Source organism: Pseudonocardia adelaidensis (assembly GCF_039543345.1).
Lineage (GTDB): Bacteria > Actinomycetota > Actinomycetes > Mycobacteriales > Pseudonocardiaceae > Pseudonocardia > Pseudonocardia adelaidensis.
In genome coordinates this window covers 149,270-163,801 of record NZ_BAABJO010000017.1, presented here as the reverse complement: position 1 = coordinate 163,801, position 14,532 = coordinate 149,270, and the positions used below count along the sequence as shown (strand labels likewise).

Sequence of the window (14,532 nt, the reverse complement as noted above, 5' to 3'; positions counted from 1 at the left end):
AACGGACTTCCGGCGGGGGACACTAGATTCTTCCGGACGAACGAAATGGGCGACGCCCCCGGTGAGGAGCGCCGCCCATCTGCGCGGGAAGTCCGAGATCCAGGCGTGCACTACGTGTCGTGGTTGTGGCCTCGGCGTCCAGCGTCCCGGTACGCAGGCCCACGACGACATGCCTCCCGCGGCGTGCTGTGCGTGGAGCGCCCGGCCTTCCCGCACGGAGCCCTGCTCGGGGTGGACGGGTGCTTCTCTGCCGCACCGCCCCTGGCCGGTCAGGGGTCCGTAAGGCCCTTTGTAGTCGGTGACTCGGACCACAGCAAGGGGCGCCGCGAGGTGCACCGGTTCAGGCACGCACGGTGGCGATCAGTCGCCGCGCTGCCACCCTCAGGAACCCCACCGGAACCAGTAGCGGGCCGGGCGCCGCCACGCGTACCAGCCGACTGCGGCCAGAGCAGCGGCCGCTCCGATGCCTGCCGCGGTGAGCGTGGTGCGCAGGGGCGGCGGCCGGAAGCGCAACGCGACCGGGTCGGCGAACGTCAGCACCGGCCAGCCCCGCAGCTCGGCCTCCCGGCGCAGCGCGCGGTCCGGGTTGACCACCGTGGGATGCCCGACGGCCTCGAGCAGCGGCAGGTCGGTGATCGAGTCGGAGTAGGCGCGGCAGTCCTCCAGCCGGTACCCCTGCTCCTCCGCGACCTGGCGCGCAGCCTGGGCCTTCTCCTCGCCGTAGCAGTAGTAGTCGATCACTCCCGTGTACCTGCCGTCGGCCACGCCCATTCGGGTGGCGAAGCAGCGGTCGGCCCCGACGAGCACGGCGATCGGCTCGACGACCTCCAGTCCCGACGCCGACAGCACCACGACCTCGTCACCGTTCGCGCGGTGCTCGGCGATCAGGTCGGTGGCCTCGGCGTAGACCATCGGCTCCACGATGTCGTGCAGCGTCTCGGCCACGATGCTGCGGATCTGCGCCACCTCCCATCCGGTGCACAGCGCCGTGATCCGCCTGCGCAGCAGGTCCATCGTGTCGGCGTCCGCACCGGACAGCACCAGGAGCAACTGCGCGTAACCGCTCCGCAGGGCGGCCCGCCTGCTGATGAGCCCCTGCCGGCGGAACGGCCGGCTGAACGCGAGCGCGCTCGACCCGGCGATGATGGTCTTGTCGAGGTCGAAGAACGCGGCGGCACCGGAGCGAGCCGGAGCCCGGGTGGGCAACTGCTGGGGGAGCGCACCGGACACGCGGGCGAGCTTGCCAGACACGCACGGAGACCGAGGTGCCTGCCGCGTCGGTGCCGCGCGACACCACCCCACTCGCTTCGCTGAGAAACGCGCGGATGCGCTCGTCAAGGGCTACGATGGGGCTGTCCGGCTGTGTCCGGACGCGGTTCAGCTCGACCCCCCGGAGCTGAACCAACGACGGCCCCCGCCAATCCCCCCTGGCGGGGGCCGTCCCATGTGCCGGTGGTGTGAGATCAGTAACCGGCGCGCTTGTCGACGACGTTGCGCAGCGGCTCGCCCGCCACGAAGCGGGCCAGGTTGGCGACGAAGACGTCCACCCCGCGCCGCCCGGTCTGCGCCGTGGTCGCGCCGTTGTGCGGGGTGACGATGACGTTCGGCAACGACCAGAACGGGCTGTCGGGCGGCAGCGGCTCGACGGTGTGCGCGTCCAGGCCCGCCCCGGCGATCCATCCTTCCCGCAGCGCGGTGAGCAGCGCGTCGTCGTCGGCGATCCCACCGCGGGACACGCAGACGTAGTGCGCGGTGGGCTTCATGGCGCGGAACGCGGCGCGTCCGAGCAGCCCGCGGCTCTGCGCGGTCAGGGCCGCGGTGACGACCACGAAGTCCGCCTCGGCGACGAACGCCTCGACGTCCCCCGGCCCGTACATCCGTTCCACGCAGGGCGCCGGCTCGTCGGGACGGCGCCGCAGCCCCAGCACCCGCATGTCGAACGCCGCGGCCCGGCGGGCGAGCGCCGCGCCCGCGCCGCCCATCCCGACGATGCTGCAGGTGGCGCCGGCGAGCTCGCCGTGCCGGAACCGGTCCCAGCTGCGCGAAGCCTGCCCGCGCAGCCAGCGCGGCGCGTCCCGGTCGAGCATCAGCATGAGCATCAGGGCGTGCTCGGCGAGCGGGACGGCCCCGTTGCCCTTCGAGGACGTCAGGACCACCGGGCTCGCCACCATCTCGGGGTACAACGCGCCGTCCACGCCGGCGGCCCAGCTGTGCACCCACCGCAGCCGGGCCGCCGCCGCGAGGCCGTCCGCGTCGAGGTTCCCGGCCACCACGTGCGCCTCCGGGAGCCGGTCGGCGACATCGGCTACGCGGGCGGCGAACACGATCTCGGCGTCCGGCGCGGCCGCTCCGATCCGCTCCTCCTCCTGCCCCGACACGCCACAGACCAGCACGAGAAGCGGTTCGTTCATCACATCTCCCCGTCGATGACCAACACCTCGAACAGCTCGAGCGGCGGAAGGTCCACACCCCGCTCGGTCACGGTCAGATCGACGCCCGCACGCAGCGCGCGCACCCTCGCGCAGCGGTCCGCCCAGGGGATCCGCAAGTGGCTGCCGTGCACGGTGACGGGCGGCCCGAAGCGCTGCGGCCCGGCGCCGGTGAGGTTCACCAGGTGCACCACGAGCCCGGCCCGCGACCGGCCGAGCACCACCTCCACCTGGTCCGGGAGGTCGGTCTCCACGGCGACCGGCGCGGGTGCGGCGGCGAGCACGGCGTCGACGAAGAGGTCGCGGTGGGCGGACAGGCCGACCTCCCGGTACGCCCGGCCGACGGTCCACGGCAGCACCGTGACCCGCTCCGACCTCAGCAGCCCGGGCTGCGCGAGCTCCACGTGCCCGTGGCACTTCTCCGGCGGCCCGTAGGGCGCCCGGGAGAGCACCCGCATCGCGGTGAGCGCACCGTCGGCGGGCGCGACGACGTGGTACGCGCCGACAACCGGCACCGGGAACGCACCGGCACCGTCGGGGAGCAGGTGCATCGACCGGACGGCCTCGACGCCGTCGCGCACGGCGAGCCGCTCGTGCACCGGTGACCCGGCGAGCTGGGCGGCGCTGCCGTCGAAGCCGCTGGAGCCGGTGGTGACGACCGCACCGGCGAACGCGTCGAGCGCGGCCACCGCGCCCGGCGCGAGCGCGCCCAGATCGGGAAGCACGACGACCGTGTGGTCGCCGAGCCCCCCGCAGTCGGCCAGCCGTTCCTCCCCCAGCACGTCGAACGGGACGTGCCGTTCCAGCAGTGCCCGGTAGAGGCCCTGGAACTCCGGGATCGCAGGATCGGGGGCCAGCAGGTCGGGCCGCACGAGCAGCGCACGGGCCGCCGGGACGAGATCGGTGTACACGTGCTGGTGGTCGCGGTGGTGGCGCGTGATCCGACCGGCCACGTCGAGGCACTCGTACCGCGCGTCGTCCGGCGTCCCCATCACGTACGTCGACGGGTTCGCGCCCCGTGAGATCGCCTGCACGAGGTACTGCGCCACGTGCTCGGGCTCCTCGCCCGCGAGCCGGTAGGGCATGTCGACGAAGCCGACCGCGTTGGTGAACACCGGGACGTGCGGGCGGTAGGTGCGGGCGGTGCTGACGTGCTCGCTCGTGCGGTGGTGCCACAGCGGGCGGCCGACCGCGTTGTTCGCCTCGTGAAAGACGATGTCGGCGGTGTCACCCATGATCAGCGGCGCCTCCGGCCTGCGCGCCGCGATCCGCTCCCGCATCCGGGCGCAGAAGCCGTCGATCATGTCCTTGGCGAACCGGCGCCACCGCGGGTATCCGGGATCGTCGGGTCCGGCCGGCAGCGGCCCGCCGAACGCCCGAGCGCAGGACAGGCACTGGCACACGCCGCGGTAGCGGCCGCTGTAGTCGCGCTCGTTGTAGGAGGCCCAGTTGAAGAAGAAGCCGTCGACGTCGTAGCGCGAGAGCACCTCGTCGACCACGGCGAAGGTCTCCCGCTGGTAGTACGGCGCGCTCGGGCAGACGCTGGTCAGCCCGTTGTAGACCTGCCACTCCCCGTCCGGCCCGACGAAGCACCACTCCGGGTGCTCCTCGGCGCGGCGCCGGTCGACCTTCGAGAAGTCCATCCGGGCGAGCAGCCGGATCCCCCGCGCGTGCGCCGCGCTCACCGCATCCCCGACGAGGTCGCCGCTCTCCCGCTGGGCGAGCGCCGGGTTTCGGGTCTGCGCGGCCAGGTCGGTCGGGTAGTTCGACACGATCCCGCCGACGGACAGCAGCCACGCGTTCGCGCCGAACTCCTCGATCCGGTCGAGGACCCGGTCCACGTCGAGCCCGGCGTCGATCTCGCGGAGGTTCGTCTGGAACGTGCGGAACGGCTCGTGCCACCAGAGCCGCATCAGCGTTCCCGCGTGAGGTGCAGCACCTCGAGCAGCTCCACCGAGTCGACGACCACCGAGACCCGGCCGCCTGCGACCGTGACGTCCGGCGCCGAGGCCCCGATGAGCAGCCGCACGCCCGCCCCCGTCCACCCGTCCGGCAGTGCCACCGAGACGGTGAGCGGCCCCACCGGGAGCAGCTCGCGCACGGGACCGCGCATCGCGCCCGGGTTGGTCAGGTTGACCAGGCAGACCGCGAGCTCGCCGTCGCCCTCGTGCACCGCGACGTCGTGCAGGCCCGGGCCGCGGACGTCCACCCGCGGCGGGCCGCCGAGGGCCCACGTCACCGCGTTCGCGATCAGCCGACCGTGGTCCGGCTGCAGCGTCTCCCAGAACAGCGCACCGATGTCGAACGCGATGTGGACCGTGCGTCCCGCGCCCTGCCGCGCCACGACAGCCGGGTCCTCGGGCGGCCGGCGGGCGTAGAGCTCCTCCATCGGCAGGTCGGGGTAGTCCGGCACGAACCGGAAGGGCACATCGGCGTCCGGTGCGGCGGCGACGCGCAGCAGGTGCGTACCGCCGATGATCCGGCGGGCGCCGCCGTACCCGTCCGACACCGGGTGCTCCCCGGTCAGGGCGATGTAGTTGTTCTTCACCGGGCCGCGCGCGTCCTGCTCCAGGTGCACGCCGAGCACGTCGGCGAGCCCGAAGTCGGCCCGCGGCGCGCCGTCCGCGGCTCGCAGCGACGTCCGGTGGCCCGCGACGACGCCGCCGCCCGCCCGCACGAACTCGCGGACGGCGGCGCACGCCTCGTCGCTCATCCGCTCGGCGTTGGGCAGCACGAGCACCCGGAAGCGCCCGAGCTCCTCGGGGGTGCACCTGGTGGCGGACACGAGCTCGAACGGGATCCGCGCCTCCACGAGCGCGTGGTGGAAGCCGTCCTCGTGCGCGTCGCTTCCCGGCTCGGCCGCGTCGAACACCGCCACGTCGGCCGTCACCCGCATCCGGGAGAGCACCGGCTCCACCGCCGCGTGCAGGCCGAACGCGTCGACGACCGGCGCGACCCACCGGTCATCGGGAACGGTGCCGTTGAACTTGGTGAACCACGGGAAGCCGCCATGGGCGAACCCGTCCACGATCCACGTCCGGATCTCCGCCGGGCTCGCCACCGAGTCCTTCCACCGGTGCGCGTGGTGCTCGGGACCCACCGACGAGATCAGCCCCACCGGGCGGTCGCGGAACGCCGCGCGGCTGCGCTTGGCGTTGCGACCCGCGGTCCACGGCGGTTCGATGCCGGCGCGGCTCTGCCGGTCGAGCACGAAGAAGGGGTAGTGCCGCTCGATCAGGTCGCGGTCGAGCTCGTGCACGGCGAGCGCGCCGAGGTTCGGGATGAACCGCGCGTGCGGGCGGATGTCCTTCACCGCGGTGTCCCACAGCGCCACGAGCTCGCTGAGCTGCTGGCGCCGCCACGGGACGTAGGCCTTCCACGCGAGGTCGTCCGGGTCGTAGGGCTCGATCGGCAGCTCGTGACCGGTGGCGTCGAAGAACGACCGGCGCGCGTGCTCGCTGTAGGAGACGTCGTGGCCCTGCCACCGGTTCGCGAAGATCGCGTCGATGTCGTACTCCCGCACCAGCTCGCGGGCCACCTCCGTGATGAACTCCCGGTTGTACGGCCCGAACGGGCAGGTCACGTACGTGCCGGTGAAGGCCCAGTGCTCGCGCGGCTCGCCGTCGGGGGTGCGGTCCACCCACTCCGGGTGGGCGGCGAGCGCGTCCGCGTGCACGGCGTGCGGGTCGACGCGCGCCATCACGTGCATGCCCAGCCCGCGGGCGCCCGCGACGAGCGCACCGAACGGGTCGGTGTCCCCGAGGTGGCGGCTGCGGTAGTGGTACGGGATCCGCGTCGGGTAGAAGGCCATGTAGCCCCCCGCGCTGATGCACGCGGCGTTGGACCGGGTCCGGCGCATGACGTCGATCCAGAACCCGGGGTCGAACTCGGCCGGGTCGTTCTCGGTGAGGGTGAGCTGCGTCCAGCGCGTGGCCGTCCGGTGCCAATCGGGGGTACGCAGGTTCATTTCAGTCCCGTCGTCGAGATGCCGCGGATCAGGTACTTCTGGGCCGTCACGAAGAACACGAGCACCGGCAGGAGCGACAGCAGCGACATCGCGAACAGCGCGCCCACCCCGCTCGACGTCTCCGAGCTCATCATCGAGTTCAGCGCCACCGGCACCGTGAACATCTCGGTGGAGGTGAGGTAGATCAGCGGCGTGAAGAAGTCGTTCCAGGTCCAGATGAAGGTGAAGATCGCCGACGTCACCAGCGCCGGGGTCATGAGCGGCAGGATGATCGACCAGAAGATCCGGAACGACCCGGCCCCGTCGACCCAGGCCGCCGCGTCCAGCTCGCGCGGGATCGTGCGGATGAACTGGACCATGAGGAACGTGAAGAACGCGTCGGTGGCGAGGAACTTCGGCAGCAGCAGCGGGAAGTAGGTGTTCACCATCCCCAGCTGCGAGAAGAAGATGTACTGCGGCACCACCAGCACGTGCAGCGGCAGCATCACCGACACCAGCGTGATCGCGAAGTACAGCCGCCTGCCCCGGAACTCCAGCCGGGCGAGCGCGTAGGCCGCGAGCGAGCAGGAGACCAGGTTCCCGACGATCGACCCGACGCTCACGAACAGGGAGTTCGCGAAGAACAGCGAGAACGGCTCGTCGAGCGCGTCCCAGCCGTCGCGGTAGTTCTGGAACGTCACCTCGGACGGCACCAGGCCGGGCTCGGACAGCACGAGGTTGCCCGGCTTGAACGAGCTGACCACCATCCAGATCAGCGGGTAGATCATCAGCAGCACGAGCGCGCACATCACCGCGTGCCGGACGCCCGCCCTCATCGCTCGTCCCCGTAGAACACCCAGTACCTCGACAGCAGGAAGTGCCCGGCGGTCACGACCCCGATGACGAGCAGCAGCACCCACGCCATCGCGGACGCGTAGCCCATGTTGAAGCTCTGAAAGCCCTGTTGGTACAGGTAGAGCGTGTAGAACAGCGTGGAGTCCAGCGGCCCGCCCTGGCCGCCGCTGATGATGTGCGCCTGCGTGAACGCCTGGAACGCGCCGATCGTCTGCAGCACCAGGTTGAAGAACACGATCGGCGTGAGCAGCGGCACCGTGACGCTCCAGAACTGCCGCACCCGGCCCGCCCCGTCCACGCGCGCCGCCTCGTAGAGCTCCTCCGGGATCTGCCGCAGCCCCGCCAGGAAGATGATCATCGGGGAGCCGAACGTCCAGACGTTGAGCACCACGAGCGTCGACAGCGCGGTGTCCGGGTTCTGCAGCCAGCTCTCGCCCACGACGCCGAACCAGGCGAGCACGCCGTTGACCAGCCCCTCGTGGCCGAAGAGCTGCCGCCACAGGATCGCGACGGCCACGCTGGAACCGAGCAGCGACGGCAGGTAGAACGCGCTGCGGTACAGGGCGAGGCCGCGCATGCCCTTGTCGAGCACCACCGCGAGCAGCAGCGCGAACGCCAGCTGCAACGGCACCGAGACCAGCACGTACCTGAGCGTGACACCGACCGAGGCCCAGAACCGCTCGTCGGAGACCATCCGGCGGAAGTTCTCCGGCCCGATCAGCTCGGGGTCGTGGAGCAGGTCGTAGTCGGTGAACGACAGGTACAGCGACGCCAGCAGCGGCACGGCCGTGATGAGCACGAGGCCCAGCAGGAACGGCAGCAGGAACACGTGCGCCGCACGGCCCTGCCGGCGGAAGGACGGTGTCCTGCGGCGCGCCGGCCGTGGCGGCGGGGTCTCCGCGGCCGGCCGCACGAGGGTGCCCTGGGTCATGACGCCCGGCCGAGCTCGTGGTCGATGTCGGCGATCACCCGGGCGGCGGCGTCGGCGACGCCTGCCCGTTCCAGCGCGACCTCCTCCACCCCGCGCGCCATGATCGTGCGCCACGTGCCCGACCCGGGCGGCGCCTCGTAGCGCGGCTTCTGCTCCTGCGCCATCTCCTGCTCGACGACGGCGAGCATCTTCTTCTCGTCCTCGTTCGCCACCTCGTAGGCCTCCTTCAGCATCCGCGGGTTCGCGGGGGCACCCACCGAGAGCCCCACGATGCGCAGGAAGGCCGGATCGTTCAGGTTGAAGTGCACGAGCCGGCCGGCGGCGTCGAGCTTGTCGTCGTCGATGCCCTGGTAGACGGCGATTCGGCTCAGATAGCCGAATCGGTGGCCGGGGGCCGCGTCGGGGAGCACCGGCACCGCCCGCAGGCCGAACTCGTAGTCGGGGAACATCGGCGCCTCGTCGGCGATGTGGTTGGAGTTGCCGAAGGTCATCAGCACCTTGTCGCCGACCACCTCCCACTCCGGGGACGCGCCCTCCTGCTCGGACAGGCTCGTCGTCGCGCCTGCGCGGCGCAGCACCTCCCACCACTCGAACCACTCCGCGAGCGTGGCCGCGTCGAAGCCCATGCGCCCGTCGGCGGTCCACAGGTCCCGCCCGTGCTGGCGCAGCCACGCCTCGAAGCACAGGTCGGCCTGCGCGTTGTAGTGGATGGCCTTGCGACCCGCCGGCGCGTTGCGCGCGTAGTCGATCAGGAACTCCGAGAGCCCGTCCCACGTCCAGCCCTGCGGGTCGTCAGCCGGCAATTGGGCGCCGGCCTCGTCGAGGAAGGTCTGGTTGTAGCGCACGGCGGCGGTGAGGACGGAGCGCGGCAGCGTGTTCAGCTCACCGTCGATCTTGTACGAGTCGAGCTGCTGAGCGCTGAACGCCGAGAGGTCGAGCGAGGGGATGTCGTCCAGTCGCCGGTAGAGGCCCGCGTCCTGGTAGCTCAGGACCTGCGGTGACGGGATCCAGAAGACGTCCGGGACGTCGCGGCCCGCGGTCTGCACCGTGATCCGTTCCTGGAACGCGTCGTAGTCGGCGAACTCCGGGCGGACCTCGACGCCCGGGTTCTGCTCGATGAACGCGTCGAGCGCCGCCCCGTACTTCTGCTGGCGGATCGTGTCGCCCCACCACGCGTAGCGGATCTCGGTGCCGTCCGAGGCTCCGCCGCAGGCGGCGAGCGCCGTCGTCCCGGCCGCACCGAGGGCTCCCACCCCCACCAGCTGCAGGAATCGTCGTCGGTTCACGGGGTTCATCCGAAGCTCCTCAGCCCTGAGGTGGACGCGGGCGCTCCGACGCTACGAACCTGCACACTTGTCAGTCAAGTTATCCGACATACTTGTCTAACAATTTGTGCGGGCAGTAGCGTGGGCGCATGTCCGCCGGCCCGTCGAGGTTCACGCTCGCGCCCTCGTCGATGATCGATGCGCTCTACGAGTCGATGCGGCAGCGGATCATCAACGGTGAGATCACCCCCGGGGAGAAGGTCACCGAAGCGAGGGTCGTCGGCGAGTACGCGGTGGCCCGGCCCACCGCCAAGGCCTGCCTCGAGCGCCTCACCGCGGCCGGGCTGCTGCACCGCACGGCCCACCGCACCGCCGTCGTGCCCGAGCTCGACGTGGCCGAGATCCTGGACCTCTACTTCGCCCGCGACTCGATCGAACGCCGGGCCGTGCAGCGGCTCGCCGAGCTCGGCACGGTCCCAGCCGCGGCCCGCAACGCACAGGAACGCATCGAGCGCGCCGTGGCCGAGAAGGACTTCCCGCACCAGGTGGAGGCCGACATCGAGTTCCACACCGCGCTCGTCGACGCCGTGGGCAGCAAGCGGCTCTCCCGCATGCACGAGCTGATCATGGGCGAGGTGCACCTCACGATGGGCCAGTTCCAGGCCCATCGCACCACCGAGCCCCGCACCGTGGCCGCGGAGCACGGCGCCATCCTCGCCGCCATCGAGGCGGGCGACCCGGCGGCGGCGGCCAACCACCTCTCCCGGCACCTGCGCGCCGCCCAGGACCGCCTCGTCGCCCGGTCGACCGGCGACGAGCAGGCGCAGGAGCCGCGCGTCGGCGCCTGAACCCACGGCCACCTCGGGTCCGGCCGACGAGGCGGCCGTATCGCCGTCGTGATCGAGCGGCGATCACGTACCCGTGATCGGTCCGAGCAGTACGCCGGTGTCGTGGCGGCGACGGTGGGCGCACCGACCCCGGGCCCGGTGCCGAATGCCGGGCCTCGCCGCGACGTCACCGGCTGTGGATCGATCGCCCGTGACGAACCGCCCCCGATCCATCCTTCCCCATGGGCCGGACGAGAAGCGGCTGGTCAGCGACGCGGCGCGCGAGTTGTCCACATCAACCACAGGTTGTCCACAGGTTCGTCGATCGCCCACCACACGGCCCCTCGACCGGCAACGCTGGCCGTGCCCGGCTCGCCCGGCCGGGGTCCACGAGGAGGCTGCCGTGCGATCGAGAGAGATGACGGAGCGGGCAGGTCCGCCGCCGCGAGGCCTGGTCATGGTCTCCGACCCCGACCTGCTCGACACGCTCCTGCGGCTCGCGGCGGCCGCGGGATGCGAGCTGCAACGCGCGGTCGACCCCCCGCAGGCCCGCGCGTTCTGGAGCGAGGCGCCGCTGGTGTTGCTCGACGCCGCCGCGGCCGCGCAGTGCGCCCGCGCCGGGATGCCGCGGCGGGGCGACGTCGTCCTCGCGGTGCGCGGCGCGCCACCGCCTGCGGTGTGGCGCCACGCGGTGGCCGTCGGCGCCGAGCACGTCATCACGCTGCCGGAGGCCGAGCAGTGGCTCGTCGCAGCGCTCACCGACGCCGCAGAGGGCCCGCGCCCCGGCGGCACCGTGCTCGCGGTCGTCGGCGGCCGCGGTGGCGCCGGGGCGTCGGTACTCGCCGCGGCCGTCGCCGTCACCGCGGTCCGGGAGGGCGCCCGCTCCCTGCTCGTCGACTGCGATCCGCTCGGCGGCGGGCTCGACCTCGTGCTCGGCGCGGAGGACCTCGGCGGGCTGCGTTGGCCCGGCGTCGGGGTCGAGGGCGGCCGGGTCCCGGCCGCGGCGCTGCACGCGGCCCTCCCGTCACCCCGGGTCGGGCGACGCGACGGCGGGCTCGGTGTCCTCTCCTGCGACCGCAGCACCCACGGGCCCACACCCGCGGCGGTGCGGGCCGTGGTCGAGGCGGGCCGCCGGGCAGGCGACATCGTGGTGTGCGATCTCCCGCGCTACCCCACCGACGCGGCCGCGGCCGCCCTGGCCGTCGCCGACCTCGTGGCGCTCGTCGTCCCGGCCGACGTCCGCTCGTCCGCCGCAGGCGCCCGGGTCGCCGCGCTGCTCGCCCGGCACGGCCGGCCGGTGCACGCCGTCGTCCGCGGTCCGGCGCCGGGCGGTGTCGACGCCGAGGAGGTGGCCCGGGCGGTGGGAGTCCCGCTGCTCGCCGCCATGCGCCCGGAGCCGGGCCTGGCGCGGGCCCTCGAACGCGGCGAGGCGCCACCCCGCCCGCACGGCCCGCTCGCCGAGGCAGCGCGGTCCGTGCTCGCCGCGATGCAGTCCGCCGCGGGAACGCGATCATGATCCCGCAGGCAGCCACGGCGCCTCCGTTCGACGCCACCCCGCTCGTCGACCGCGTGCGCTCCCGGCTCGCCGCCAGCGGTGGTGAGCTCACCCAGGCCGCCGTGGCCGCGGCCGTACGTGCGGAGTCCGGCGGGGTGGTCTCCGACCTGGACGTCCTGTCCGCGCTGCGGATCCTGCGCCAGGAGTTCGTCGGGGCAGGCCCGCTCGACCAGCTGCTGCGCGACCCGCGCACCACCGACGTCCTCGTCTGCGGGCCGGCATCGGTGTGGGTCGACCGCGGCGCAGGACTCGAGCGCACCGGGGTGCGCTTCGCCGACGACGCCGCGGTGCGCCGGCTCGCGCAGCGCCTCGCGATCGCCGCGGGGCGGCGCCTCGACGACGCCAGCCCCTACGTCGACGGCTGGGTCGCCGACGCGGGTGTGCGGCTGCACGCCGTGTTGCCGCCGGTCGCCGCCGACGGCACCTGCCTGTCGCTGCGCGTCCTGCGCCCGGCGGCCCACGACCTCGCGGCGCTGCGCGCCTCGGGCACCCTCGACGCCACGGGCGAGGCGCTGCTGCGCGCGGTGCTCGCCGCCCGGCTCGCGTTCGTCGTGTCGGGGGGCACCGGCAGCGGCAAGACCACGATCCTCGCGGCGCTGCTCGCGGCCGTCGACCCGCGGGAGCGGGTGGTCTGCGTCGAGGACGCCGAGGAGCTCCGGCCGCGCCACCCGCACGTCGTACGCCTCGTCGCGCGCCCCGCCAACATCGAGGGAGCGGGCGGCGTCACGCTGCGCGACCTCGTGCGACAGGCCCTGCGGATGCGCCCGGACCGGCTCGTCGTCGGCGAAGTGCGCGGCGCCGAGGTGTGCGACCTGCTCGCCGCGCTCAACACGGGCCACGACGGCGGCGCAGGCACCGTCCACGCCAACTCCGCGCGCGAGGTTCCGGCGCGGATGGAGGCGCTCGCCGCCACCGGTGGGCTGCCCCGCGACGCCCTGCACAGCCAGCTCGCCGCGGCCGTGCAGGTCGTGCTCCACATGCACCGGTCGCCCTCCGGCGCGCGGGTGCTCGACACCGTCGCCGTCCTGGGCCGCGACCACACCGGGGGGCAGCACGCGGTCACCGTCCGACCGGTGTGGACCCGTGCCCACGGTTGGACCGAGGAGCGCCCCACGCTCGGCGCCCTCCTCGAGGAGCGGGAGGTGGGCCTCCCGTGGTGAACACCGCCGCCGCGTGTGCCGCCCTCGCCGCTGCGGTCGCCTGCGCACCACCGCCGCCCGCCGTGGCCCGGTTCGTCGCGCTGTGGCCGGTCCCCCGCGCCCGGCGCGCCCACCGGCCCAACCTCGTGGGGCCCGTCCTCGTCGGCGGGCTCGGCGGTGCCGTGCTCGCCGGGGTGGGCGGCGCGCTCGCCGGCGCGCTGGTCGCCCTCGTGTTCCGGCACCGACGGGCCGCGCGCCGCGCAGCGATCGACAAGGCGACGGCAGCCGAGCAGCTGGCCGCCGCCATCGCACGCATCACCGACGAGCTGCGCGCAGGCAGCCATCCGGCCGCGGCGCTCGCCGGCACCGATGCCGACGGGCCACACGCCCGAGCCGTGCTCACCCCGGCCGCGGTGGCGGCAGGCCTCGGCGACGGGATCGTGCCCGCACTGCGCCGCGGCGGCGCAGGCCACCCGGAGATCAGCGCCGACGTCGAGCGCATCGCCACGGCATGGGCGCTCGCCGAGCGGCACGGTATCCCGCTCGCCGACCTGCTCGGCCGCGCCCACGAGGACATCCGCTGGCGGGTGCGGTTCGCGGCCACCGTGCGAGCGCAGCTCGCCGGACCGCGCGCCACCGCGGCCGTGCTCACCACGCTGCCGGTTCTCGGGATCGGCCTCGGCGAGCTGATCGGGGCCGGGCCCCTCGGGGTCCTGCGGGGCAGCCCGCTCGGCCAGGGCCTGCTGGTCATCGGCGTCGCGCTGCTGGCCGCGGGCAGCGCATGGTCGGAGCGGATCCTCGGTTCGGCGGTCCCGAGATGATGCCCGGTCCGCCCGTTTCGTCCGGCCAGGTGGTGGGGCTCGCACTGCTCGCAGGCGCGCTCGTCGTCGGCCCCAACCGGCACGGCCGCCACCGGCTCCGCGCGCTGCAGGACCCGCCCGCGGCTGCCGCGTCGGAAGGCCCGCCGCTGCGTCCGGTGTGGATCGCGGTCGGTGGGGCGGCGGCGGGCGCGCTGGGCTGGGCTGTCGCGGGTGCCGCAGCCGGCTTGCTGTTCGCCACCGCCGCGGCGGCCGCAGGCCTCCTCGCAGCGCGCCGCAGCCGATCCGGCCGGCCGATCGCCGCGGAACCCGACACCGAGCTCGCGGCGGGCTGGGAGCTCCTCGCGGTGTGCCTGGAGGCAGGCCTACCCGTCGCCCTCGCCGTCACCGCGGCCGCCGAGCCGCTGCACGGCGCCGTCGGGGCGCGCCTGCGCCGCACCGCGGGCCTCCTGGAACTCGGAGCCGACGCCGCGGCCGCGTGGCTCGCGGCGGAGCGGATGCCCGCACTCGCGACGTTCGCCCGGGCGGCCGGTCGATCCGCGGGTACGGGCTCGGCCCTCGCACAGGTCGCCCGAGCCGAGGCCGAGCGGATCCGGGCCGGCCTGCTCGACACCGCCCAGGCGAAGGCCCAGCGCGCCGCCGTGCTCATCACCGCACCGCTCGGCGTCTGCTTCCTGCCGGCCTTCCTCGTCCTCGGCATCGCCCCCGTCGTCGTCGGCCTCGCCGGCGAGGTGTTCGCCAACCTGTGAGCGCCCAACCCACCAGAA

At 73.7% G+C, this 14,532-nt stretch carries 12 protein-coding genes; 5 read left to right on the top strand and 7 right to left on the bottom strand.

Annotation, left to right across the window (positions count from 1 at the left end):
• Nucleotides 1-381: 381 nt before the first annotated feature.
• From ABEA81_RS23000 to ABEA81_RS22970, 7 genes are all read right to left on the bottom strand, one after another.
• A complete protein-coding gene (locus ABEA81_RS23000; RefSeq protein WP_345607365.1) occupies nt 382-1,206 on the bottom strand; it encodes an HAD family hydrolase in 825 nt (274 codons plus the stop codon).
• Between the two features lie 257 nt (nt 1,207-1,463).
• The gene (locus ABEA81_RS22995) at nt 1,464-2,411 is read right to left on the bottom strand and encodes a D-2-hydroxyacid dehydrogenase (protein WP_345607355.1); all 948 of its coding nucleotides are present in this window, start codon (nt 2,409-2,411) and stop codon (nt 1,464-1,466) included.
• A complete protein-coding gene (locus tag ABEA81_RS22990) occupies nt 2,411-4,342 on the bottom strand; it encodes an alpha-amylase family protein (RefSeq protein ID WP_345607354.1) in 1,932 nt (643 codons plus the stop codon). Before ABEA81_RS22990 ends, ABEA81_RS22995 begins: the two co-directional genes overlap by 1 nt.
• A complete protein-coding gene (locus ABEA81_RS22985) occupies nt 4,342-6,396 on the bottom strand; it encodes an alpha-amylase family protein (protein WP_345607353.1) in 2,055 nt (684 codons plus the stop codon). Before ABEA81_RS22985 ends, ABEA81_RS22990 begins: the two co-directional genes overlap by 1 nt.
• Entirely contained in the window at nt 6,393-7,211 is an 819-nt protein-coding gene (locus tag ABEA81_RS22980; protein WP_345607352.1) for a carbohydrate ABC transporter permease, read from the bottom strand. Before ABEA81_RS22980 ends, ABEA81_RS22985 begins: the two co-directional genes overlap by 4 nt.
• The gene (locus tag ABEA81_RS22975; RefSeq protein WP_345607351.1) at nt 7,208-8,161 is read right to left on the bottom strand and encodes a carbohydrate ABC transporter permease; all 954 of its coding nucleotides are present in this window, start codon (nt 8,159-8,161) and stop codon (nt 7,208-7,210) included. The genes ABEA81_RS22980 and ABEA81_RS22975 overlap by 4 nt, the downstream gene beginning before the upstream one ends.
• Nucleotides 8,158-9,456, bottom strand: coding sequence for an ABC transporter substrate-binding protein (locus ABEA81_RS22970; RefSeq protein WP_345607350.1), 1,299 nt, complete (start codon nt 9,454-9,456; stop codon nt 8,158-8,160). Before ABEA81_RS22970 ends, ABEA81_RS22975 begins: the two co-directional genes overlap by 4 nt.
• 119 nt (nt 9,457-9,575) lie before the next feature.
• Between ABEA81_RS22970 and ABEA81_RS22965 the strand changes: the two genes are divergently transcribed.
• From ABEA81_RS22965 to ABEA81_RS22945, 5 genes are all read left to right on the top strand, one after another.
• Nucleotides 9,576-10,274, top strand: a complete 699-nt coding sequence (locus ABEA81_RS22965; protein WP_345607348.1) for a GntR family transcriptional regulator — start codon at nt 9,576-9,578, stop codon at nt 10,272-10,274.
• 397 nt (nt 10,275-10,671) lie between these two features.
• Entirely contained in the window at nt 10,672-11,769 is a 1,098-nt protein-coding gene (ssd, locus tag ABEA81_RS22960; protein ID WP_345607347.1) for a septum site-determining protein Ssd, read from the top strand.
• A complete protein-coding gene (locus ABEA81_RS22955; protein ID WP_345607346.1) occupies nt 11,766-12,968 on the top strand; it encodes a TadA family conjugal transfer-associated ATPase in 1,203 nt (400 codons plus the stop codon). The genes ssd and ABEA81_RS22955 overlap by 4 nt, the downstream gene beginning before the upstream one ends.
• Nucleotides 12,962-13,768, top strand: coding sequence for a type II secretion system F family protein (locus tag ABEA81_RS22950; protein WP_345607345.1), 807 nt, complete (start codon nt 12,962-12,964; stop codon nt 13,766-13,768). The genes ABEA81_RS22955 and ABEA81_RS22950 overlap by 7 nt, the downstream gene beginning before the upstream one ends.
• Nucleotides 13,769-13,797: 29 nt before the next feature.
• A complete protein-coding gene (locus tag ABEA81_RS22945) occupies nt 13,798-14,514 on the top strand; it encodes a type II secretion system F family protein (protein WP_345607344.1) in 717 nt (238 codons plus the stop codon).
• The last annotated feature ends 18 nt before the right edge of the window (nt 14,515-14,532 follow it).

Bases quoted from the DNA above. Each gene is read 5' to 3' on its own strand.
- ABEA81_RS22995 (WP_345607355.1), bottom strand. From the start codon at position 2,411: ATGAACGAACCGCTTCTCGTGCTGGTCTGTGGCGTGTCGGGGCAGGAG.
- ABEA81_RS22990 (WP_345607354.1), bottom strand. From the start codon at position 4,342: ATGCGGCTCTGGTGGCACGAGCCGTTCCGCACGTTCCAGACGAACCTC.
- ABEA81_RS22985 (WP_345607353.1), bottom strand. From the start codon at position 6,396: ATGAACCTGCGTACCCCCGATTGGCACCGGACGGCCACGCGCTGGACG.
- ABEA81_RS22980 (WP_345607352.1), bottom strand. From the start codon at position 7,211: ATGAGGGCGGGCGTCCGGCACGCGGTGATGTGCGCGCTCGTGCTGCTG.
- ABEA81_RS22975 (WP_345607351.1), bottom strand. From the start codon at position 8,161: ATGACCCAGGGCACCCTCGTGCGGCCGGCCGCGGAGACCCCGCCGCCA.
- ABEA81_RS22970 (WP_345607350.1), bottom strand. From the start codon at position 9,456: ATGAACCCCGTGAACCGACGACGATTCCTGCAGCTGGTGGGGGTGGGA.
- ABEA81_RS22965 (WP_345607348.1), top strand. From the start codon at position 9,576: ATGTCCGCCGGCCCGTCGAGGTTCACGCTCGCGCCCTCGTCGATGATC.
- ssd (WP_345607347.1), top strand. From the start codon at position 10,672: ATGACGGAGCGGGCAGGTCCGCCGCCGCGAGGCCTGGTCATGGTCTCC.
- ABEA81_RS22955 (WP_345607346.1), top strand. From the start codon at position 11,766: ATGATCCCGCAGGCAGCCACGGCGCCTCCGTTCGACGCCACCCCGCTC.